This window comes from Streptomyces nidicola (assembly GCF_050106155.1).
Lineage (GTDB): Bacteria > Actinomycetota > Actinomycetes > Streptomycetales > Streptomycetaceae > Streptomyces.
Genome location: NZ_JBNBPI010000001.1, coordinates 7,227,021 through 7,249,356, shown reverse-complemented (window position 1 = coordinate 7,249,356; position 22,336 = coordinate 7,227,021). Strand labels below are relative to the sequence as shown.

Sequence of the window (22,336 nt, the reverse complement as noted above, 5' to 3'; positions counted from 1 at the left end):
GCTGCTACTGCTCCGTGTCCCGGTCCGCGGCCTTCTTGACCGTCTTGCGCAGGTCGCGTTCGATCCGGTCGGCGACGCCCTGCGCGTCGTGGCCGAGTCCCGCCTGGGCGGGGGCGCTGGTGGCACCGGACTTCATGGCGTCGGCGGCGGGTTGCGGCTCGCTGACGGTGCGGCCGTCGGCGAAGCCGGAGACCGCGTAGACGACGACGGGGGCGTCGGTCAGGATGTTGATCGCCCAGGAGGCGCGCTGGCGGTCGCCGAAGCCGGCGGCGAGGGTGCCCTTGGCGGCGTAGGGCCGGGGCATGAGGTCGTCGCGACGGTCCAGGCCCTGCTCCATGAAGCGGGAGCGCAGCGCCTGGGTGGCCTCCGCGTCGGCCTTGGTGAACATCAGGCCGACCGTGGTGACGCCGCTCTGTGTGGCGTCGGTGTACGTGGCGCGCAGCAGGCGCAGGCAGCCGGCCGGGCGCAGCGCCTTGTGCAGCAGCGGGTCGAAGGCGTCCGCGCAGGTCGTGTCGGGGGCGACCGCTATCCGCGTCCAGGTGCGGTCGGCGCGGCCGGGGCCCGCGCCTTCGCCCTTGAGCGTGCGCGGGAACAGCTGGTCGACGGGGACGCCGTGCCAGAGCTGGCCCGCCTCGCGGTACGCGGTCTGCACGGAGGGCGGGCCGCTGTCGCCGCCGGTGAGCAGGGAGCCCGTCGTGGCGCCGCCGATCAGGCCGAGGCCGAGCACGAGACAGGCGGCGATGGCCGCGGTCCGCGGTTTGAGGCGGGAGCGGATGGGGCGCAGGAGCGTGGTGCTGTCGTCGTAGTGCTCCGGGCGCGCGAACCGAACGAAGGGCCGTCCGGCGGTGTCCGGGCGGGGGGTGAGGTCGACGGCGCCGACCGGGCGGCGCGGCGGCTGGGGCGGCGCCGGGGGTATGGGCGGCGGTCCGGGCGTGCCGGGCGGCGGTCCAGCCGTGCCGGGAGCCGCCACCGGCGCGGGCGGCACGGGGCGCAGCCGGGTGGTGGATTCGACCGGGGTCTCCTTCGGCGCACCGGGAGCCGCGGCGGGCGGGGCCGGGGTGCCGGGAGACACGGAGGGAGGCGGGGGCGGCGCGGCGGGCGCGGGCGGCGGGCCGGGGACACGCGCGGGCGGCAACGGCGCGCCGGAGTCCTTGGCCGGCGGCAACGGCACACCGGAGTCCTTGGCCGGCGGCAACGGCGCGCCCGAACTCCTGGCGGGCGGCAGGGGCGCACCGGAGCTCTTGGCGGGCGACGGCGGCGCACCGGTGCCCCTGGCGGGCGGCGGAGCATCGGAGCCCTTGGCCGGCGGCAGCGGCGCGCCCGAGCTCTTGGCAGGCGGCAGCGGCGCGCCGGAGCTCTTGGTGGGGTCGGCGGGCGGCGGGCCGTCCGGGAGGCGGGACGACGGGGCCGGGGGCGGCGGGGTGGCGGGCGACGACGGCGACGAGGCGGTCGGGGCCGGCTGTGGGGGCGTGGAGGGCAACGGTGGGGCCGTGGGGGGAAGTTGGGTGGAGGGGGGCGGCGTCGTGGGGCGCGGAGGGACGCGTCGGGCTTCCGTACTCATGCCTCCCCCGTCTTCTCAAGCCAACGTGCGCGTCACTCTAACGGGCCCGGCCAGGTCAACGCGTACTCCGCACACGGGATCGACCGATCCATCACCATCCGTCCCCCTACCCTGCGGTAATCCTGTCTGGCAGGCTTCGGCCATGACACCGCGCGCCGCCGATCGGGCCCGGTACGACCGGGCCACCGCTCATCTCGACGCCCCACTGGCGATCGTGGACCTGGACGCGTTCGACGCCAACGCCGACGACCTGGTGCGCCGGGCCGCCGGAAAGCCGATCCGCGTCGCCAGCAAGTCCGTGCGCTCCCGCGCCCTGTTGGAACGGGTGCTGGCGAGGCCGGGCTTCGCCGGGATCATGTCGTTCACCCTCGCCGAGTCGCTGTGGCTCGCGCGGTCCGGGTTCGACGACGTGCTTCTCGCCTATCCCTCGGCCGACCGCTCCGGCTTCGCGGAACTCGCGCACGACCCGAAGCTGGCGGCGGCCGTGACCGTGATGGTCGACGACCCGGCCCAGTTGCGCCTCATCGAGGGCGCGCGGGACGGGGGCCAGGAGGAGATCCGGGTCTGCGTGGAGCTGGACACCTCGTGGCGGACGCTCGGCGGCCGGGTCCGGGTCGGCGCGCTCAGGTCACCCCTGCGTACGCCCTCCCAACTCGCCGACCTGGCCCGCGTCGTGACCCGCCGCCCCGGCTTCCGGCTCGCGGGGATCATGGCGTACGAGGGTCATGTGGCGGGCGTCGGGGACTCGCTCGCCGGGCGGCCGGTGCGCTCGCGGGCGATCCGTCTCATGCAGGCCGCGGCGCGCAAGGAGCTGGCGGTGCGGCGGGCGGAAGTGGTGCGCGCGGTGCGGTCCGTGGCGCCCGACCTGGAGTTCGTGAACGGGGGCGGCACGGGGAGCGTGCAGCACACGGCGGCGGAGGCGGCCGTGACCGAGATCGCCGCGGGGTCCGGCCTCTACGTCCCGCGGCTCTTCGACAACTACACGTCGTTCACGGGGCGTCCGGCCGCGCTGTTCGCGCAGCCCGTGGTGCGCAGGCCGGGCGTCGGTGTCGTCACCGTGCTCGGCGGCGGCTATCCGGCCTCGGGCGCGGCGGGCGCCGACCGGCTGCCGGTGCCGTATCTGCCGGAGGGGCTGCGCTACGACGCGCAGGAGGGCCCCGGCGAAGTACAGACGCCGCTGCTGGGCTCCGCCGCCGACGATCTGCTCATCGGGGACAAGGTGTGGTTCCGGCACGCGAAGGCCGGGGAGCTGTGCGAGCGGTTCGAGACGCTGCACCTGGTGTCGGGCGACCGCGTCGTGGAGACGGTGCCGACGTACCGGGGCGAGGGCTACGCGTTCTTGTAGCCCTCACCCCGTACTCCTATCCGTGGATGGAGTCGACCTGGTCGGGGACGACCGAACCGTCGTCCCTGAGCAGCGGACCGAAGCCGCCCTCCGGCTTGTTGTACCCGGCCGTGGAGCACGGGTACGTGCCCGTCTTCTGCGGCAGCGGCTCGATGAACATCGGGTTGGCGACCCAGCGTCCGTCGGCGTTGTCGTAGGCCCGGCACATGATCTCGGGCTTGTTGCGGTTGAGGACGAGGTGCGCGCCGGTCGCGTCGCCGACGAAGGTCACGTCGGTGTCGGCGTCACCGCCGCCGAGCGCGATGCGCTTGTCCCAGCGCTGCTTCTCCCAGGCCGACTTCCCCTTGACGTGGAAGATGTCCTGGTTGATCCAGCACCGCTTGCCGTCGATGTACGGGATGGCCTCGCCCTGGTTCACCCCGACGCCGCCGCAGCCCTCGTTGTACGTGGTGATGCGGCCCTCGCGGTCGAGGATCGAGCGGATCGCGATGGTGTGCTTGCGGTCGATGCCGACGCCCCGCGACCACACCTCGGTCACCGGCTCGGACCCGGCGGACACGATGTAGACGTCGAAGCCGGCCCGCTGCAACGTACGGATCAGGTCGCGCTGCTGCTCGTAATAGCGCACGTAGCCGGGGATGGTGTGCGTGCCCAGCTTCTGCGTGGAGCCGACGGGCGCGGCGAGCGCCTCGGCGCGGGCCGCGGCGGCGTACGCCTCCAGTTCGGGGACGGTGTGGCCCGCGAACAGCTGTGGCACCCAGGCGTACTGGGGCACGGTGCGGCGGTGGTTCCACTCGCCCGCGAAGGCGGCGGCGCCGCTCATCGTCTTGCCGGACTCACGGATGTTGAAGATCTCGTCCGTGCAGTCGGTGTCCGTGGAGGTGGGCAGCGGGGCGCCGACCGGGACGTCCGTGCCGCAGGCGGCGGTGAGCGCCTTGTCGGCGTCGTCGGTCATCCACTTGCTGGTCTTCTTCCAGCTCACGGGCCGCAGGATCTTGTCGTGCTTGAGCGACCAGGCGATGGTCGCGTCGGTGACGTCGTTCTTGGCGACGGTGTTGTCCCAGTCAAAGGCGGCGACGGGACGCGGGCCCTTGTGTCCGCCGCAGATTCCCCGTTCGTCGATCATGCGCTGGAGCTTGGCCCGGTTCTGGCCGTACCAGGGCAGTTTCGTCGACAGCTGGGGGCACTTCGCGGCGGAGCCGGCGGGCTGTGCGGACGTGGCGGCGGCCGCAGGAGTGGTCAGGCCCGCGGCCGCCATGAGGGCGGCGGCCGCGACCGAGGTCCACGCGGCAACATGTCTGTTACGCATGTGAGTGGACCGTACACGCGTGAGCGTCTTGCTCACAGGCTTCTCACACGGGTGTCACGTACGCGCCGGAGATCCCGCCGTCGACCAGGAAGTCGGTGGCGTTCACGAACGCCGCGTCGTCGCTGGCGAGGAAGGCGACGGCCGCCGCGATCTCCGTCGCCTCAGCGAACCGGCCGACCGGAATGTGCACGAGCCTGCGCGCCGCCCGCTCCGGATCCTTGGCGAACAGCTCCTGAAGCAGCGGGGTGTTGACCGGGCCGGGACACAGGGCGTTGACCCGGATGCCCTCCCTCGCGAACTGCACGCCGAGCTCGCGGGACATGGCGAGGACGCCTCCCTTGGACGCGGTGTACGAGATCTGCGAGGTGGCGGCGCCCATCCGGGCCACGAACGACGCCGTGTTGATGATGGAGCCCCGGCCCTGGCGCCGCATGTACGGGATGGCCGCCTTGCAGCACAGGTACACGGAGGTCAGGTTGACGTCCTGGACCCGCTTCCAGGCCTCAAGGCCGGTGTCGAGGATCGAGTCGTCGTCCGGCGGCGAGATGCCCGCGTTGTTGAAGGCGATGTCGACACTGCCGTAGGTGTCGTACGCGGTCTTGAACAGCGCCTCGACCTGCTCGGCGTCGGTGACGTCGACCTTCACGAAGGTTCCGCCGACGTCCTCGGCCGCCTTCTTGCCCGCGCTCTCGTCGATGTCTCCGCAGACGACGTGCGCGCCCTCGGAGGCGAGCCGGCGCGCGGTGGCGAGGCCGATGCCGCTGCCTGCGCCGGTGATGACGGCGGTGCGGCCGACGAGGCGGCGGCAGATGATGTCTTCGCTCATAAGGTGTTCAGGCCTCCGTGCTGATGAAGACGTTCTTGGTCTCGGTGAACGCGGCGAGGGCGTCGGGGCCGAGTTCACGGCCGAACCCGGACTGCTTGTAGCCGCCGAACGGGGTCGAATGGCGCACGCTGGCATGCGAGTTGACGGACAGGTTGCCGGCGCGGACGGCCCCGGACACCCGCAGGGCGCGGCCCACGTCGCGGGTCCAGATCGAACCGGAGAGGCCGTAATCGGTGGCGTTGGCGAGGCGCACGGCGTCCGCCTCGTCCTCGAAGGGGAGGACGACGGCGACCGGGCCGAAGACCTCCTCGACGGCGGCGGGCGCGTCGGGGGCGGTGCCGGTGAGGACCGTGGGCGGGAACCAGAAGCCGGGGCCCTGCGGGGCTCCGCCCCTGATCGCGGGCTCGCACAGCGGGACGTAGGAACGCACCCGCTCCAGCTGCACCTTGGAGATGAGCGGCCCCATCTGCGTCTTCTCGTCGGACGGGTCGCCGACCACGACCGACTCCACGGCCGGGGCGAGCAGCTCCAGATACCGCTCGTACACGGACCGCTGTACGAGGATGCGGGTGCGGGCGCAGCAGTCCTGGCCCGAGTTGTCGAGGAACGACATGGGGGTGGCGAGGGCCGCGGCCTCGACGTCCGCGTCGGCGAAGACGATGTTCGGGCTCTTGCCGCCGAGTTCGAGGGTCACGCGTTTGACGCGCTCCGCGCACTTGGCCATGACCTGCTTGCCGACGCGGGCGGAGCCGGTGAACACGATCTTGGCCACGCCCGGATGCTCGACGAGGGCGTCCCCGGCGACAGGCCCCTCCCCCGGCAGCACCTGGAAGAGTCCCTCGGGAAGCCCTGCCTCCAGGGCGAGTTCGGCGAGCCGCAGGGCGGTCAGCGGGGTCGTCTCGGCGGGCTTGAGGAGCACGGCGTTGCCCGCCGCGAGGGCCGGGGCCGCGCCCCAGGCGGCGATCGGCATGGGGAAGTTCCACGGCGCGATGACACCGACGACGCCGAGCGGTTCGAGGAGGGTGACGTCGAGGCCGCCCGCCACCGGGATCTGACGTCCGGTCAGCCGCTCGACGCCCCCGGCCGCGTACTCCAGCAGATCGCGTACGTTGCCGGCCTCCCAGCGTGCGTTGCCGATGAGGTGCCCGGCCTCCCGCACCTCCAACTCGGCGAGTTCTTCGAGGTGTTGGTCGACGGTGGCGGCGAAGCGGCGCAGCAGGCGGGCCCGGTCGGCGGGGGCGGCCGCCGCCCAGGCGCGCTGCGCGCCGGTGGCGCGGACGACGGCGGTGTCGACGTCCTCACGGGTGGCGGACTCGACGGTGGCCACGAGTTCTTCCGTGGCCGGGTTCAGTACGTGCAGCAAAGCGCTCCCTTTCACAGCCTCTCGAATCCCCGGCGGAGTTCCCAGTCGGTCACTGCGGCGTCGTACGCGTCCAGCTCGACGCGCGCCATGTTGCGGTAGTGGGCGACGACCTCGTCCCCGAAGGCGGCCTTGGCGACGGGGCTGTTCTCCCAGAGGTCGGCGGCCTCGCGCAGGGTGGAGGGGACGTGCTCGTAGTCGGCGGTATAGGCGTTGCCCGCGCAGGCCTCGGGGAGTTCGAGCTTCTGCTCCACCCCGTACAGGCCCGCCGCCACGAGCCCGGCCACCGCGAGATACGGGTTGACGTCCCCGCCGGGGAGCCGGTTCTCGAAGCGGGTCGAGCGGCCGTGGCCGACGACGCGCAACGAGCAGGTGCGGTTGTCGTGGCCCCAGGCGACGGCGGTCGGCGCGAAGGAGCCGGGCTGGAACCGCTTGTAGGAGTTGATGTTGGGGGCGTACAGCAGGGAGAAATCGCGCAGGGCGGCGAGCTGCCCGGCGAGGAAGTGCCGCATGAGCTCGGACATGCCGTGCCCGTCGGCCCCGGCCATGACATTGACGCCATCGGCATCGGCGAGCGACAGATGGATATGGCAGGAGTTCCCCTCCCGCTCGTTGTACTTCGCCATGAAGGTGAGCGAGCAGCCCTCCTGCGCGGCGATCTCCTTGGCGCCGGTCTTGTAGATCGCGTGCTGGTCGCAGGTGGTGAGGGCCTCGTCGTAGCGGAACGCGATCTCGTGCTGCCCGGGGTTGCACTCCCCCTTGGCGGACTCGACGGTCAGACCCGCGCCCGCCATCTCGTTGCGGATGCGGCGCAGCAGCGGCTCGATGCGCCCGGTGCCGAGGACGGAGTAGTCGATGTTGTACTGGTTGGCAGGGGTCAGGCCCCGGTAATTGGCGTCCCAGGCCTGCTCGTACGTGTCCTTGAAGACGATGAACTCGAGTTCGGTGCCGACCTGGGCGGTGAGCCCCAGCTCGGCGAGGCGCTCCAGCTGGCGGCGCAGGATCTGCCGGGGAGCGGCGACGACCGGGGAGCCGTCGTCCCAGGCGAGGTCGGCGGTGAGCATGGCGGTGCCCGCGTTCCAGGGGACGCGGCGCAGGGTGGACAGGTCGGGATGCATGGCGAAGTCGCCGTATCCACGCTCCCAGGAGGACATGGCGTAGCCGTCGACGGTGTTCATGTCGGTGTCGACGGCGAGCAGGTAGTTGCAGCCCTCCGTGCCGTGCTCGAGGACCTCGTCGAGAAAGAAGCGGGCGGCGAAGCGCTTGCCCTGGAGGCGGCCCTGCATGTCGGGAAACGCCAGGACCACGGTGTCGATCTCTCCGCTTCTGACGAGGGCGTGCAGCTCCTCCACGGTCAGCGGGGACGGTCGGTCTGCCACGGGAAGATCCTCCTCAGGTGAACCGGAACCACAACGTAATCGCCGGGCCGCCACCTGGGAAGCAGCCACGGGGCACGCCGAGAGGACACTGCCCCGATGGCGCTGCCCGCATGCTGAACGCCCCGGTGGCGTGTGCCGTGATCTCGTACGCTCGGGTGCTCGGTACGTACGGCATCGGGGAACGGCATCGGGGAGCGCGACACCATGGTGAGCAGGCCGCTGATCGGCATCAGCACCTACCTTGAGGACAAGGCCAGTTGGGGCATCTGGGAGCTGCCCGCGGCGCTGCTGCCCATCGGCTACCCCCGGCTCGTGCAGCGATCCGGCGGGCTCGCCGCGATGACACCCCCGGACGACCCGAGGCACGCGCCGTCAGTGGTGGCCCGGCTCGACGGGGTGATCGTGGCGGGCGGCCCCGATGTGGACCCGTCGCGGTACGGCGCGGAGCGCGATCCGCGCACGGGACCGGCGGCCACGGAGCGGGACACGTGGGAACTCGCCCTGATCCGGGCGGCGTTGACGTCCGGCACGCCGCTGCTCGGCATCTGCCGCGGCATGCAGCTCCTCAACGTGGCCCTCGGCGGCACGCTCACGCAGCACATCGAGGGCCACGTGAAGGAGACGGGCGTCTTCGGCACCCACACCGTCACGCCGGTGCCGGGCACCCGCTACGGCGAGCTGGCCCCGGACCCCACCGAGGTCCCGACCTACCACCACCAGGCGGTCGACCGCCTCGGCAGGGGCCTGGTCGCCTCGGCCCACGCGGACGACGGCACGGTGGAGGCGGTCGAACTCCCCGGCATGTCCTGGGTGATGGGCGTGCAGTGGCACCCCGAGATGGGCGAGGACGCCCGTGTCACGGAAGGCCTGGTACGGGCCGCGGGCACGCCGCACGGCTTCTGAGCCGGGTCAGCAGCCAGGCCAGGGCGGCGTCGCCCTGCGCGCGCTGGAAGGGCCGCAGGGTGGGCAGACCGGGCGGCGCCGGCCGGGCCGCGTGCTCCAGGAAGAACCCGGCGAGCGCGGCGAGCGTCCGGGTGACACCTTCCGGGTCGGCCGCGCGCCCCAACGGATGCCCCGTGAAGACCCCCTCCGGATCGGGCCCACCCTGCGCCCGTACGCACGGCAGCATGATCAGCAGATCGAACCAGGGCGCGGCGCGCAGAGCATGCGGCCAGTCCACGAAAACGACACCGCCCGGTGTGAGCAACATGTTGTCGGCCCGCAGATCGGCGTGCGCGAGCGTGTCACCGGACGCGAACGTGCCCCAGGGAGCGGCCAGTTCGGCGAGCCACTCGACATGACGTACGGCCCACGGATCGATCCCCGCGTCCGCCACCCGCCCCTCGTCGAGCAGCACCCGCCACCCGTTGAAGCCCGCACCGAGCTCGTCACCGACGACGCGGGCGGGGAACGGAGCGGGCGTAAGAACCCGAGCGAGCTCACCCACGGCTTCCAGAACCCTCCCCAACTCCCCTTCCCGCCATGGCACATGAGGCTGCCGCCCGGCCACGTCCTCGAAGGCGAGGGCGACCCAGGTCCCGTCGTCGTACGCACCGAGCAGCCGCGGAGCGGGCACCTCGGCCGGCAGCGCGGCTGCGTTCCGCGCCTCCCGCCGATGAAACCGGGGACTGACAGCATTCACCTCACCACTGACAGCCTTGACGAACGCCCGCCGCCCATCATCAAGCACGACCCGCACAGCGACCCCGGGCGAAAACCCCCCACCCTGCGTCAGGGCCTCCACGACACGAGCCCCGAGCACCTCCTCGACACCACGCCGAACAGAACCGGGGAGCGCACTCCACGGAGCACGCACACCGGCGGCAGAGGGCACTGACTCCATCCCCCGATACTCCCGCCACGGCCCACCCCACGGCCACCCGATTTCGCCACGTCTCGCCCGCCGCCGAGTGACCACATCAAACGGTTTCGACGGCAAGTGAGCCCCTCAAGCAGTCTCGACGGCGAGCGACCCCATCAAGCGGCTTCGGCGGCGAGTGCCCCATTCAAGCCCCTGCGGCGATTGAGCAGCGGGGTCCGGGGCAGCGCCCCGATCTTTCCAGCCCCGCTCTGCGGACGAGAGCCAACGGGTCATGGGACAGAGCCCCAAATCAAGCCCCGCCGGCGTTTGAGGCGCGGGGCCCGGGGCAGCGCCCCGATCCTTTCAGCCCCGCCGGCGATTGAGGCGCGGGGCCCGGGGCGGAGCCCCGATCCTTTCAGCCCCGCCGACGATGGCGGCACGAAGCCCGGGGCAGCGCCCCGATCCTTTCAGCCCCGCCGACGATGGCGGCACGAAGCCCGGGGCAGAGCCCCGATCTTTCAAGCCCCGCCGACGATGGCAGCACGAAGCCCGGGGCAGAGCCCCGATCCTTCAAGCCCCGCCGGCGATTGAGGCGCGGGGTCCGGGGCGGAGCCCCGTGACCGCAACCCCGTCGCAGCCCCGCCACACCGCCCGCCACACCCACCCGCCGCCTCACCCAGAACGGGTCAGCGACAGCAGGTCACGCGCGGGCCCCACCGGACGGTGACCCGTCGGCCACACCGCCCGCAGCTCCCGCCTCAACTCCGCCCCCTCCAAGGGAATCTCCACGAGCCGCCGCGCCGCCAGCTCCTCCCCCACCGCCAACTCGCTCAGCACGGAGGGCCCCGCCCCGCTCACCGCCGCCGACTTCACCGCGGTCGTCGAGGACAACTCGATCAACGGCCGCGCCAACCCGCCCAGCGCCGCGTCAAGGACCTGCCGCGTCCCCGACCCCTCCTCCCGCAGAATGAGCGGCGTAGCGGCCAGCTCCCCCGCGGCCAGCGGCTTGCGGCGACGCGCCCACGGATGTCCCGGCGCCGTCACCACGACCAGCCGGTCGTGCGCGATGACCGCCGAGTCAAGACCCGCCGGGACCGTGCGCCCCTCCACGAACCCGAGGTCCGCCTCACCGCCGAGCAGCCGCTCCGCCACCGCCGTCGAGTTCCCCGCGAGCAACGACACCGCCGTGTCGGGCCGCTCGGCGCGCAGCGCGATCAGCCACCTCGGCAGCAGATACTCGGCGATCGTCATGCTCGCCGCCACCCGCAGCCGCGAATCGCGCCGGTCCCGCAGCGCGGACGCCCCCGCGTCGAACTGCTCGGCCGCCTCCACGATGGGCCGCGCCCAGTCCGTGACGAGCGCCCCACTGTCGGTGAGCCGGGAACCGCGCGGCGAGCGGTCGACGAGGGCAAGCCCGAGCTGCCGCTCCATCGACCGGATCCGGCTGCTCGCGGCGGGCTGCGTGATGCCGAGGGCACGGGCGGCCGCACCGAGACTGCCGAGGCGGGCCACCGCCAGGAGCAGTTGCAGCGCGCCGAGTTCGGGCACGCGGTGCGCGAGCCCCGCGTCCGGCGCCTGCTCCGTGATACCTGTCTGCTGCTCCTGGCTCATAAGCCCAGGTTATGCGCTCATAGCGGGGTCATCCCTACTCGGGGTCGTCGACCCACGGGACCGTAGAACCATGGTCACCGCCGCCCACCCCGCACCCCGTCCCCTCCCCCTTCCCCTGACCGGCGCCCGCGCCGCCGTCCGGCAGCTCGGCCCCAACTGGTACGCCGCGGTCATGGGCACCGCGATCATCGCCAACGCCGGCGCCACGCTGCCCGTGCATTTCACGGGCCTGCGCACCGCACTCACGGCCGTGTGGGCCCTGTCGTTCGTGCTGCTCCTCGTCCTCCTCGGCGCCCGCGCGCTGCACTGGACGCACCACCGGGACCGGGCCAGGGAACAGTTGCTCGACCCGACGGCCGCACCGTTCTACGGCTGCCTCTCGATGGCGCTCCTCGCGGTGGGCGCGGGCACGATCCTCGTGGGACAGGACTGGATCGGCCTCGAAGCGGCCGTCGCCGTGGACACCGTGCTGTTCACTGCGGGCACCGTCATCGGGCTCGCCGCGGCGGTCACCATCCCGTATCTGATGGTGGTCCGCCATCGCATCGCCGCCGACGAGGCCTCGCCGGTGTGGCTGCTGCCGGTCGTCGCGCCGATGGTGTCCGCGGCCGTGGGCCCTCTGCTGCTGCCGCACCTGCCGGCGGGGCAGGCGCAGCAGACCCTGTTGTTCGGCTGCTACGCCATGTTCGGACTGAGCCTGCTCGCGACCCTGGTCATGCTGCCGGTGATCTTCGCGCGGCTCGTCACGGCGGGCCCGCTGCCGCTGCTGCTGACCCCGACGCTGTTCCTCGTACTGGGTCCGCTGGGCCAGTCGACGACGGCCGCCAACAAGTTCGCCGACGTCGCGGGCGGCGTGCTCCCCGCCTCGTACGCGCATGGTTTCACCGCGTTCGCCGTCCTGTACGGGGTTCCGGTGATGGGCTTCGCCCTGATGTGGCTGGCGCTCGCCCTCGCGATGGCCCTGCGGGCGCGCCGCCGGGGCATGGGTTTCGCGATGACGTGGTGGGCGTTCACCTTCCCCGTCGGCACCTGCGTGACCGGCGCGGAGGGCCTGGGAAAGCACACGGGCCTCGCCGTGTTCGACGGCCTCTCGGTCGTCCTCTACGTGGGGTTGGTGGCGGTCTGGGCGGTCGCCGCGGTCCACACGGCTCGCGGCCTGCTCAGCGGACGGCTGCTCGCAGCGCCGCGCTGAGCTCCCCCGCGGCCTGCGCCAACGACGGCCCGTACCAGGTGAGATGGCGCCCGGAGACCAGTGCGGTCGCCCCCTCGAAGCACTCCGGGCCGTCGTCCGCCGTGAAGCGGTACGGCTCGTCCGGGAGGATCACGACGTCCGGCTTCCGCGCGCGCAGTTCGTCGAGCGGGACGCGCGGATAGCGCTCGGCGTGGCCCGCGTACACGTTGTCGACGCCGAGCCGGGCCAGGAGATCGCCCGCGAAGGTGTCCCGGCCGAGCACCATCCACGGCCGCCGCCAGATCGGCACGACGGCCGTCAACCGGCGCCCGGGAACGGGCAGTCGGTCCCACGCCGCCTCCGCCTCGTCCAGCCACCGCGGCCGCGCCACCGCCCCGCACGCCCGCAGCATCCGGTCCAACTCACGTACGGCCTGCGGCAGTTCACGTACCTCGGTGACCAGCACCTCGACGCCCGCCGCCCGCAGATCGGCGAGGTCGCCCGGCCGATTCTCCTCCTCGTTGGCGACGACCAGATCCGGCCGCAGCGCGACGACCGCCCGCACGTCGGGGTTCTTGGTGCCGCCGATCCGGGCCACGTCGAGGTCCGCCGGATGGGTGCACCAGTCGGTCGCGCCGACGAGCATCCCGGGCAGCGTCACGGCGACCGCCTCCGTCAGGGACGGCACGAGCGACACGACACGCACGGCGGGCCTACTTCGGGCCCGGCTCGTCGACCGCGTCGATGTGCTCGGCGACCGCCACGACGACCACCCGCGCGTCCGGCACGGTCGCCCGCCACCGGTGCCGCACGCCACCGGTCAGGTACAGCGTGTCACCGCGGACGAGCCGGTACGCGCGCCCCTCCGCCTCGACCTCGACGGCGCCCTCCGTCACATGCATCAGCACGTCGTTGCGGAGCTGGAACTCGCGGCCCGGGTCGTGGTCCCCGACGAACTCCTGGGCGTGCATCTGGTGGTGGCCGCGGACCAGGGACCGTACGACGAAGTCCGCGCCCTCCGGATGGTCGGACACATCCGTGTCGTCCGCGCGCACCAGGTCCACGGTGCGGGCCGGGTCGGCGGCGGCGAGCAGCTCGACCGCTGTGGTGCCCAGCGCGTCGGCGACCTTCTCCAGGGAGCGGCGGCTGGGCCGCGCCCGCTCGTTCTCGACCTGGCTGAGGAACGGCACCGACAGACCGCTGCGCCCGGCGACGGCCGACAGCGTCAGTTCGAGGGAGCGGCGGCGGCGCCGGACGGCCGCGCCCACGCGAAGTGATTCCTTGTGTTCGTCCATGACTTCCGCTCCCTCCCGCCGGTCGCCCTGTGCGATTCCCTGTTCATGAATCCGGTACTTCATGCGCCCGGTTCTTCATGTGCCCGATTCGTTTGAATGCACCCTACGCATGTTCACCCCGCGGTTTCATGTGAGCGCCACAAACGCCGTGTGGGGCGGGCCCCCTCTCGGGAACCCGCCCCACACGATCGGTCACGCCTCAGGCGGTGGTCAGGAAGCGGTCATCCGCTTCTCGACGTCCTGGTGCGTCTCGAGCCACTTGGAGACGGCCTGCTCCTCGTGCCCCTGACCCTGCTTCTTGATCTCGGACTCGAGACTCGCCAGCTCGTCCTCGCTCATCTTGAAGTTCTTGAACCACTTCGTGAGCTGCGGGTACTTGCTGGGGAAGTCCTTGTTGGAGATGGTCCGGATCTTGTCGCCCGGGCCCCAGGCCTTCTTCGTGTCCTTGAGCTTGGTCAGCTTGTAGTCGCTGTACGCCCAGTGCGGGGACCAGAGCACGACCGCGATCGGCTCCTTCTTGGCGTACGCGCGCTTGAGCTGCGCCAGCATCGCCGGCGTGGAGCCGTCGACGACCTTGTACTCCTTGTCCAGGCCGTAGGCCGGGAGCACGTCCTTCTTGAGCAGGCTCATCTCGCCGGTACCGGCCTCGATACCGATGATCTTGCCGTCGAACTTGGACGCCTTGCCCTTCAGGTCCTCGTAGGACTTGATGCCCTTCACGTAGGACGGAACGGAGACCTCGAGGGAGGTCGGGCTGTACCAGCTGCCCAGGTCCTTGAGGTTGTTCTTGTTCTTGTCCCAGTAGTTGGACTGCGCGTGCGGGAGCCAGGCGTCGAAGTTGACGTCCAGGTCGCCGCTGGCGAGGCCGGTGTAGACCGGGCCGACGTCCATCTGCTTCAGGTTGAGCTTGTAGCCCTTCTTCTCCAGAACGTGCTTCCAGAGGTGCGTGACCGCGATGTCCTCGTCCCAGGGGAACCAGGCCACGTTCACCGGGCGCTTGGCCTCGGCCGGAGCGCCCTGCTTGACCGGGGCGACCTTGTTGACGAAGCCGGGGTTCTTCTTCAGCCACGCCTTGACGGCGTCCTGTTGCTTGCCCTTGCCGACCTTGTTGATCTCGGCCTCAAGACTCGTGAGCTGCTTCTCGCTCATCTTGAAGTTCTTGACCCACTTGTTGACCTCGGGGAACTCCTTGCCGAAGCCCTTGCGGGCCAGCGAGTGCACCCCGTCACCCTTGCCCCAGGCACCCTTCGGGTCCTTGAGCTTGGTGAGCTTGTAGTCGTTGTACGCCCAGTGCGGCGACCACAGCGGCACGACGATCGGCTTCTTCGCCGCGTAGGCACGCTTCAGCTGCGCCAGCATCGCCGGCGTCGAGCTGTCGACGACCTTGTACTCCTTGTCGAGGCCGTAGGCCTTGAGCACCTTGCTCTTCAGCAGGGCCATCTCACCGGCGCTGGCCTCGATGCCGGTGATCTTGCCACCGAACTTGTCCGCCTGGCCCTTCAAGTCCTCCATGGACTTGATGTCCTTCATGTAGGACGGCACGGCCAGTTCGAGCGAGGTGGGGCCGTACCAGGAGCCCAGGTCCTCGAGGTCCTTGCCGTACTTCTTCCAGTACTGGGCGTGCGTCGTCGGCAGCCACGAGTCGGTCTGGAAGTCGACACTGCCGTCGGCGAGCGACGTGTAGAGGGGGCCTGCGTCGAACTGCTTGGTCTCGACGTCGAAGCCGCGCTGCTCGAGGATCTCCTTCCACAGGAACGTGGAGGCGACGCCCTCGTCCCACGGGATGTAGCCGATGGAGATCTTCTTGCCCTGGCCCACGTTCGTGGACGTGGCGGTCGGAGAGGCCCCGCCGCTGTTCTGGCCGAACATGCCCATGCCGCCCGCGACCAGCGCGAGGACGACGACACCGACCACGGCGACCGCCGGGCGGGGGCGATACGACCAGATCTTCAGGCCGTGCGCGGACCGCAGCTTCGCCAGCGCGCGGCGGCCCAGCGGGGAGACCTGCTGGCCGAGCGAGCTGGTCATGCGGTCCAGGTAGACCGCGAGGATCACGATCGAGATACCGGCCTCGGCGCCCAGGCCGACGTTCAGCTGGCCGATGGCCTCGTTGACCGCGCCACCGAGACCGCCGGTACCGACCATGCCCGCGATGGCGGCCATCGACAGGCCCAGCATGATGACCTGGTTGACGCCCGCCATGATCGTCGGCAGGGCCAGCGGCAGCTGCACGCGCCACAGCGTGTTGCTGGGCTTGGTGCCGAACGCGTCGGCGGCCTCCACCAGCTCCTTGTCGACCTGCCGGATGCCCAGCTCGGTCATGCGCACGCCCGGCGGCACCGCGAAGATCAGCGTCGCGACGATACCGGCCGGGGCACCCGAGCCGAAGAACAGGATGGCGGGGATCAGGTAGACCATCGCCGGCAGCGTCTGCATCAGGTCCAGGACCGGACGGAACAGATTGCTGACCCGGCTCGAACGCGCCGCCCAGATACCGAGCGGCACACCGATGATGAGCGCGATGATCGTCGACACGAGGACGAGCGACAGCGTGAGCATCGCGTCGTCCCACAGCTCCAGGTTCTGGATGAACCAGAACCCGATGAAGGTCAGTACACCGCCGAGCGTGCCGCGCAGCCAGAACGCGATGACGGCGAAGATGCCGGCCAGCAGGAGCGGCTCGGGCGCCTGAAGAACGTCGCTCAGGCCGTTGTAGACACCGTTGAAGATGCTCTCGAAGAAGCCGAACAGCCAGTCGAGATGGGTCAGCATCCACTGGACGATGCTGTTGACCCAGTCACCAAAGGGGATCCTAGGCACCGGCATTCACCTTCTCCGCCGGCTCGTCGCCCTCGCCACGCGGCGACGGGACGGCGTCCTTCTTGTCCTTCGTGAGGCCGGTCGCCTCACCGTCCGTACCGTTCTCGACGGTCTTCATCGGCTCGCCGAGCACGGCCAGCAGCCGCTCGCGCGGGACGACGCCCTGGAGTTCGCCCTCGTCGTCGACGACGGCGACGGGTATCTCGCTCGTCGAGCATGGCGTGAACAGGTCGATGATCGGCGCGTCCTGGTGGATCTTCGCCGGGGCGTCGGCCATGTCGTAGCCGTCTTCGGCGTCGGCCATGATCGCCCGCGCGCTCAGCACACGGGAGCGGTCCACGTCCTGCGTGAAGGAGGCCACGTAATCGTTGGCCGGCGTGACGAGAATGTCCTCGGCCGAACCGATCTGGACGATACGACCGTCACGCATCACCGCGATGTTGTCGCCCAGCCGCATCGCCTCGTTGAGGTCGTGCGTGATGAAGACGATCGTCTTCTTCAACGTCTTCTGCAGCTCAAGCAGCTGATCCTGCATGTCGCGCCGGATCAGCGGGTCGAGCGCGCTGAAGGACTCGTCCATCAGCAGCAGATCGGCATCGGTGGCGAGCGCGCGGGCCAGGCCCACACGCTGCTGCATACCGCCGGACAGCTCGTCGGGGAAGGACTTCTCCCACCCCTCCAGACCCGCCAGGCGCAGCGCCTCGATCGCCCGCTCCTCGCGCTCGGCGCGCGGAACGCCCTGCACCTCCAGGCCGTAGCCCGCGTTCTCCATCACGGAGCGGTGCGGGAACAGCGCGAAGTGCTGGAACACCATGCTGATCTTGTGCGAGCGGACCTCGCGCAGCTCCTTGGGAGCCAGCGCCGTCAGGTCCTGCCCGTCGAAGCGCACGTGTCCCGCGGTGGGCTCCAGGAGTCCGTTCAGCATCCGCAGGAGCGTGGACTTACCGGATCCCGACAGACCCATGACGACGAAGATCTGGCCGGACTCCACCGTGAACGACGCGTCGATCACGGCGGCGGTGGTTCCTTCGGCGCGCAGCTCCTCACGGTCTGCACCGCTGCGGAGCTTCTCCACAGCCTCATCGGGTCGTCTGCCGAACACCTTGTACAGGTCTTCGGCTTCAAGCCTGGACACATACACCTCTCGGGTCGAAACAACACGGCCCGCCTCCCCCGCCGGCGGGCCGTAGAGCGATACGGATCTGTCCGCTTGACCGGTCGACCCCAATAGTTGAAGTACGTACCGGCACCGCTCCGTGGCGGCGCCTGCCCCCGTTTATCTCAAACAAACCGGGGAGTTACCCAGTTCACAGTGACTTCACTCATGTTGATCGTGTACTTACGGTCGGTGACTGTCAGTGGGGTGCGGCATGATGCGAACGTGACCCAGACGACATCCACGGCAGGATCGGCCGACCGGCGCCTGATGCTGCTCGACACCGCATCTCTGTACTTCCGGGCCTACTTCGGAGTGCCCGACTCGGTGAAGGCCCCGGACGGCACCCCGGTGAACGCCGTGCGCGGGCTGCTCGAATTCATCACCCGCCTCGTGCACGACCACCACCCCACCGATCTGGTGGCGTGCATGGACGCGGACTGGCGCCCCCAGTGGCGCGTCGACCTCATCCCCTCGTACAAGGCGCACCGAGTCGCCGAGGAGACGGCGGCGGGCTCGCCGGACGAGGAGGAGATCCCCGACACCCTCTCCCCGCAGGTCCCGATCATCGAGGCCGTGCTCGACGCGGTGGGCATCGCGCGCGTGGGCGTGGAGGGGTACGAGGCGGACGACGTGATCGGTACGTTCACGGGGCGGGCCGAGGGTCCTGTCGACATCGTCACCGGCGACCGCGACCTCTTCCAGCTGGTCGACGACAAGCTGGAGCGCCGCGTGCTGTACCCACTGAAGGGCGTCGGCACGCTCCAGGTGACGGACGAGGACCTGCTCCGCGAGAAGTACGGAGTGGACGGCTCCGGCTATGCGGACATGGCGCTGATGCGCGGCGACCCGAGCGACGGTCTGCCCGGCGTGCCCGGCATCGGCGAGAAGACGGCGGCGAAGCTGCTCGCGCAGTACGGAGACCTGGCCGGGATCATGGCGGCGGTCGACGACCCCAAGTCGAAGCTGACGCCGACGCAGCGCAGGCGGCTCGACGAGGCCCGCCCGTATCTGGCGGTGGCGCCGACGGTGGTGCTCGTCGCCGGGGACGTACCACTGCCGGAGGTGGACACGGCCCTGCCGCGTGAGCCGCACGATGCCGCGGCCCTCGACGAGTTGGCGGCCCGGTGGGGCTTGGGAGGTTCTTTGCAGCGCCTCCTCACCACCCTCTCAGAATGAGGTGTTAGCTTAGGTATACCTAACTAACTGTGAATCCAGGGAGACCGCCCATGGCCGAGCGCCCCGCACGCCCGCCCCGCAAGGCCCGCTCCGCGCAGGTCGTGCGCGCCGAGAGCATCACGCCCCACATGCGACGGGTGGTGCTCGGCGGTGAGGGGCTCGCGGACTTCCCGCAAGAGCTCGAACACACCGACCACTACGTGAAGTTGCTCTTCGCCCCGGCCGGGGTGACCTACGAAGAGCCCTTCGACATGGCCAGGATCCGCGAGGAGCTGCCCCGCGACCAGTGGCCCGTGACGCGTACGTACACGGTGCGCTCCTGGGACCCGAAGACCCTTGAGCTGACGCTCGACTTCGTGGTGCACGGCGACCAGGGCCTGGCCGGGCCCTGGGCCGCGGGCGTCGAAGGCGGCGAGACCATCCACCTGATGGGCCCCGGCGGCGCCTACCACCCCGACACCACGGCGGACTGGCACCTCATCGCCGGCGACGAGAGCGCCCTGCCGGCGATCGCCGCCGCCCTCGAAGCGCTGCCCGAGGGCTCTCGGGCGCACGCCTTCATCGAGGTCGAGGGCCCCGAGGAGGAGCAGAAGATCGACTCCCCCGTCGAGGTCACCTGGCTGCACCGCGCGGGCCGCCCGGTCGGGCAGGCGCTCATCGCCGCGGTGACCGGGCTCGACTTCCCCGAGGGCCGCCCGCACGTGTTCGTGCACGGCGAGGCGGGCTTCGTGAAGGAGCTGCGCCGGCACCTGCGGATCGACCGCGCGATCCCGCGCGAGGACCTGTCGATCTCCGGCTACTGGCGCCTCGGGCACAACGAGGACGGCTGGCAGGCCTCGAAGCGCGACTGGAACGCGCAGGTGGAGGCCGAGCAGGAGGCCTGATCCGGCGCCCCGGCCGCCGTACCCTTTCCCTCTGTGAGAAGACGCAAGCGCCCCGCCCCGCCGCCCTCCCCGCTCCCGCAGCGCGAAGGCATCGACGCCGTCCGCGTACGGATGCCGGAGGGCGGCCCGGGGCGCACCGTCCGGGACCACCTCGTGCACCGGCTGCCCGCCGCGGACACGGTGATCGACCGGATGATCGCGCAGGGCGCGTTCGTGACCGCGGACGGGCGTCCGGTCACCGCCGACAGCCCCTACGAGGTGGGCGGCACCGTGTGGTTCCACCGGGAGCTCGCGCCCGAGGTCCCCGTGCCGTTCCCCGTCGAGGTCGTGTACCGCGACGAGCACATCGTGGTCGCCGACAAGCCGCACTTCCTCGCCACGACGCCGCGCGGCAGCCATGTCACCGAGACCGTGCTCGCCCGGCTCCGCCGCGACCTCGGCATCGAGCGGCTGAGCCCGGCCCACCGCCTCGACCGCCTCACGGCCGGGCTCGTCCTGTTCGTGGTGCGCCCCGAGGAGCGCGGCCACTACCAGACCCTGTTCCGCGACCGCCGGGTCACCAAGGAGTACGAGGCCGTGGCCGCGTACGACCCGCGGGTGGAGCTCCCCGTGACCCTGCGCGGCCGGATCGAGAAGGTGCCCGGACGGCTCGCCGCGTTCGAGGTGCCGGGCGGTGAGCCGAACGCCGAGAGCCGCATCGAACTCGCCGAGCGCAAAGGGGACTTGGCGCTGTACCGCCTCACCCCGCACACCGGCCGCACGCACCAACTGCGCGTCCACATGAACCGCGTCGGCCTGCCCATCCTGGGCGACCCGCTCTTCCCGGAGGTCGCCGACCGGGCGGCGGACGACGACTTCCGGCGCCCCCTCCAACTCCTCTCCCGGACCCTGGAGTTCACGGACCCGGTGAGCGGCCTCGAGCACCGCTTCGTGAGCCGGAGGGAACTCACGGCCTGGACCTCGTACGAGGAGTGGGAGCAGGGGCCGGGTTAGGCGACCGGCTCCTTCACCGCGCCGGCCGGCCCCTTCACCGGGCTCACCGGATCACTCGCCGCGCCACCAGCGCAGGAAGCGCTGCCAGGCGCCGAGCTTGGCCGGCTCCTGCCGGTGTGGATGGGTGTGCGGGTGCGGCGGCTGCGCGGCAGGGGCGGGAGCGGCCGACGCGGCGGGCACGGCCTCGGGCATGGCGGCAGACGGCGGCATCGCGGCCGGCGGCGTCACGGGCGGCAGGTCCGAAGAGATCTTCCAGTCCGGCCGTTGCGAAGGCAGCTTGCCCGGCTGGGACTTCACGTCCTGCGGCGGACGCGGCGTGAAGTCCACCGGCAGCTCCACCAGATGCCGCCCCATGATCGTCGAGACCCACCGCAAATCGCTCTCGGGGATTTCGAGTTCGGCATCGGGCAGGCGCATCAGGAACGCGTCGACCCCGATCTCCGCCAGGGCGCGCCCGATGTCCTGCCCGGGGCACTCGTGCGGGCCGCCGCCGAACGCGAGGTGCGAGCGGTTGCCCTGCATATGAGCGCCGGGTTCGGGACGCACCCTCGGGTCCGCATTGCCCGGCTGGATGCCGAAGATCAAGCCGTCCCCGGCGCGGATGCGCTGCCCGCCCAGCTCCGTGTCCGCCTTGGCGAAGTAGCCGACGTTGGCACTGAACGGCGGCTCGTCCCACAGTGACTGCTCGACCGCCTCCGGCACGGTCATCTGCCCGCCGTTGAGTCGCGCGCGGAACCGGGGGTCGGTGAGCACCACGCGCAGCACGTTCACCATGAGGTTGGCCGAACCCTCGTACGTGGCGATGAGGATGAGCCGCAGAGTCTGCGCGACCTCGTCGTCGGAGAGCGCGGAGGGGGAGGTGATGAGGGTGCTGGTGAAGTCGTCCTCGAGCGGCTCGGCGCGGCGCCGCACGGCGAGGTCCATCAGGATCCCCATCAGGTACTCGTTGCACGCGATGGCCGTCTCGCCGCCCTTGAGCAGATCCCGGGTGGCCTGCACGATGCGCTCGCTGTAGGCCTCGGGGGCGCCGAGCAGCTCCAGCATCACCATCATCGGGAGATGCTCGGCGAACTCGCTGACGACCTCGCAGCGGCCGCGCTCGGAGAACCGGTTGATGATCTCCTGCGTGGCCCGGTTGATGGCGCGGCGCAGATCACGGTGCTCGACGGTCTCGACGGCGTCGTTGACCGCGCTGCGCAGCCGCAGATGCTCGGCGCCCTCCTCCATGGCGCACATGGGCTGCCAGGTGAAGACCGGGGCGAGCGGGTGCGTGGGCCCCGCGGTGCCGTCCTTGACGGCGGTCCAGTTCCGGGAGTCCCGGTTGAACAGGGCCGTGGTGCTCACCATCTGGAGGTTCTCGCTGTGCCCGAGCACCGCCCACATGGGGACGTCCTCGTGGATGAGCGCCGGTGCGACCGGGCCGTACTCGGCGCGGAGCTTCTCGTAGACACCGGCGAGGTCGGCGTCGGCCTCGGGTCCGTAGAGCCGGCGAAGGCCGTCGGGGCCGAAGGCGTGTGCGGGGCAGCCGGGCGGCGGCGCGAGCGCGGAGTCTCCGGGGGCGTCGAATCCGGCTGGTGACTGCGGGGGTTGGGAGGGTGACGTCACGGGTTCGCTCCGGTCGGTGTGGTCAACAGGAATTCGGTCGA

The 22,336-nt window shown here is 71.1% G+C and carries 18 protein-coding genes; 6 read left to right on the top strand and 12 right to left on the bottom strand.

What is annotated here, in order from left to right:
* Positions 1 to 4 precede the first annotated feature (4 nt).
* Positions 5 to 1,480 carry a hypothetical protein gene (locus ACOKM3_RS32745; RefSeq protein ID WP_426904862.1) on the bottom strand — a complete coding sequence of 492 codons (1,476 nt, stop codon included), beginning with the start codon at positions 1,478 to 1,480 and terminating at the stop codon, positions 5 to 7.
* A 223-nt stretch (positions 1,481 to 1,703) separates the two neighbouring features.
* On the opposite strand from ACOKM3_RS32745, the gene ACOKM3_RS32740 reads away from it, so the two are divergent.
* The gene (locus ACOKM3_RS32740) at positions 1,704 to 2,906 is read left to right on the top strand and encodes an amino acid deaminase/aldolase (RefSeq protein ID WP_426904861.1); all 1,203 of its coding nucleotides are present in this window, start codon (positions 1,704 to 1,706) and stop codon (positions 2,904 to 2,906) included.
* 16 nt (positions 2,907 to 2,922) lie between these two features.
* Here the strand turns inward: ACOKM3_RS32740 and ACOKM3_RS32735 are convergent, their stop codons facing one another.
* Genes ACOKM3_RS32735 through ACOKM3_RS32720 form a run of 4 tightly spaced genes read right to left on the bottom strand, consistent with a single transcriptional unit; the run spans position 2,923 to position 7,780 of the window.
* Positions 2,923 to 4,215 carry an HAD family hydrolase gene (locus tag ACOKM3_RS32735; RefSeq protein ID WP_426904860.1) on the bottom strand — a complete coding sequence of 431 codons (1,293 nt, stop codon included), beginning with the start codon at positions 4,213 to 4,215 and terminating at the stop codon, positions 2,923 to 2,925.
* Between the two features lie 43 nt (positions 4,216 to 4,258).
* The gene (locus ACOKM3_RS32730; RefSeq protein ID WP_426904859.1) at positions 4,259 to 5,041 is read right to left on the bottom strand and encodes a 3-oxoacyl-ACP reductase; all 783 of its coding nucleotides are present in this window, start codon (positions 5,039 to 5,041) and stop codon (positions 4,259 to 4,261) included.
* Positions 5,042 to 5,048: 7 nt separating this feature from the next.
* Entirely contained in the window at positions 5,049 to 6,404 is a 1,356-nt protein-coding gene (locus tag ACOKM3_RS32725; RefSeq protein WP_426904858.1) for an aldehyde dehydrogenase family protein, read from the bottom strand.
* An 11-nt stretch (positions 6,405 to 6,415) separates the two neighbouring features.
* Positions 6,416 to 7,780, bottom strand: coding sequence for a glutamine synthetase family protein (locus tag ACOKM3_RS32720; RefSeq protein ID WP_426904857.1), 1,365 nt, complete (start codon positions 7,778 to 7,780; stop codon positions 6,416 to 6,418).
* Positions 7,781 to 7,984: 204 nt separating this feature from the next.
* On the opposite strand from ACOKM3_RS32720, the gene ACOKM3_RS32715 reads away from it, so the two are divergent.
* On the top strand, positions 7,985 to 8,683 hold the full coding sequence (locus ACOKM3_RS32715) for a gamma-glutamyl-gamma-aminobutyrate hydrolase family protein (protein WP_426904856.1): 699 nt from the start codon (positions 7,985 to 7,987) through the stop codon (positions 8,681 to 8,683).
* On the opposite strand, the gene ACOKM3_RS32710 is transcribed toward ACOKM3_RS32715, so the two are convergent.
* Together ACOKM3_RS32710 and ACOKM3_RS32705 are read right to left on the bottom strand one after the other, a co-directional pair.
* Complete coding sequence (locus tag ACOKM3_RS32710) at positions 8,637 to 9,623, bottom strand: aminoglycoside phosphotransferase family protein (RefSeq protein WP_426904855.1); 987 nt, start codon at positions 9,621 to 9,623, stop codon at positions 8,637 to 8,639. The two genes, ACOKM3_RS32715 and ACOKM3_RS32710, sit on opposite strands and share 47 nt — an antisense overlap.
* Before the next feature lie 630 nt (positions 9,624 to 10,253).
* The gene (locus ACOKM3_RS32705) at positions 10,254 to 11,192 is read right to left on the bottom strand and encodes a LysR family transcriptional regulator (RefSeq protein ID WP_426904854.1); all 939 of its coding nucleotides are present in this window, start codon (positions 11,190 to 11,192) and stop codon (positions 10,254 to 10,256) included.
* A gap of 70 nt (positions 11,193 to 11,262) precedes the next feature.
* On the opposite strand from ACOKM3_RS32705, the gene ACOKM3_RS32700 reads away from it, so the two are divergent.
* A complete protein-coding gene (locus ACOKM3_RS32700; protein ID WP_426904853.1) occupies positions 11,263 to 12,384 on the top strand; it encodes a TDT family transporter in 1,122 nt (373 codons plus the stop codon).
* Here the strand turns inward: ACOKM3_RS32700 and ACOKM3_RS32695 are convergent.
* The 4 genes from ACOKM3_RS32695 to ACOKM3_RS32680 form a co-directional block, all read right to left on the bottom strand.
* Entirely contained in the window at positions 12,353 to 13,069 is a 717-nt protein-coding gene (locus tag ACOKM3_RS32695) for a helical backbone metal receptor (protein ID WP_426904852.1), read from the bottom strand. The genes ACOKM3_RS32700 and ACOKM3_RS32695 overlap by 32 nt on opposite strands.
* A gap of 7 nt (positions 13,070 to 13,076) precedes the next feature.
* A complete protein-coding gene (locus tag ACOKM3_RS32690; RefSeq protein WP_426904851.1) occupies positions 13,077 to 13,658 on the bottom strand; it encodes a helix-turn-helix domain-containing protein in 582 nt (193 codons plus the stop codon).
* A gap of 210 nt (positions 13,659 to 13,868) precedes the next feature.
* Positions 13,869 to 16,478, bottom strand: coding sequence for an ABC transporter permease/substrate binding protein (locus ACOKM3_RS32685; protein WP_426904850.1), 2,610 nt, complete (start codon positions 16,476 to 16,478; stop codon positions 13,869 to 13,871).
* A complete protein-coding gene (locus tag ACOKM3_RS32680) occupies positions 16,471 to 17,613 on the bottom strand; it encodes a quaternary amine ABC transporter ATP-binding protein (RefSeq protein ID WP_426904849.1) in 1,143 nt (380 codons plus the stop codon). The genes ACOKM3_RS32685 and ACOKM3_RS32680 overlap by 8 nt, the downstream gene beginning before the upstream one ends.
* Before the next feature lie 291 nt (positions 17,614 to 17,904).
* Between ACOKM3_RS32680 and ACOKM3_RS32675 the strand changes: the two genes are divergently transcribed.
* From ACOKM3_RS32675 to ACOKM3_RS32665, 3 genes are read left to right on the top strand one after another with little or no spacing between them, the layout of a single operon-like run.
* Entirely contained in the window at positions 17,905 to 18,813 is a 909-nt protein-coding gene (locus tag ACOKM3_RS32675; protein ID WP_426906958.1) for a 5'-3' exonuclease, read from the top strand.
* A 50-nt stretch (positions 18,814 to 18,863) separates the two neighbouring features.
* Positions 18,864 to 19,697: a siderophore-interacting protein gene (locus tag ACOKM3_RS32670; protein ID WP_426904848.1), complete on the top strand. Its 834-nt coding sequence runs from the start codon at positions 18,864 to 18,866 to the stop codon at positions 19,695 to 19,697.
* A 33-nt stretch (positions 19,698 to 19,730) separates the two neighbouring features.
* Positions 19,731 to 20,690, top strand: coding sequence for a pseudouridine synthase (locus ACOKM3_RS32665; protein WP_426904847.1), 960 nt, complete (start codon positions 19,731 to 19,733; stop codon positions 20,688 to 20,690).
* Between the two features lie 51 nt (positions 20,691 to 20,741).
* On the opposite strand, the gene ACOKM3_RS32660 is transcribed toward ACOKM3_RS32665, so the two are convergent.
* Positions 20,742 to 22,295, bottom strand: coding sequence for a cytochrome P450 family protein (locus ACOKM3_RS32660; protein WP_426904846.1), 1,554 nt, complete (start codon positions 22,293 to 22,295; stop codon positions 20,742 to 20,744).
* Positions 22,296 to 22,336: the final 41 nt, after the last annotated feature.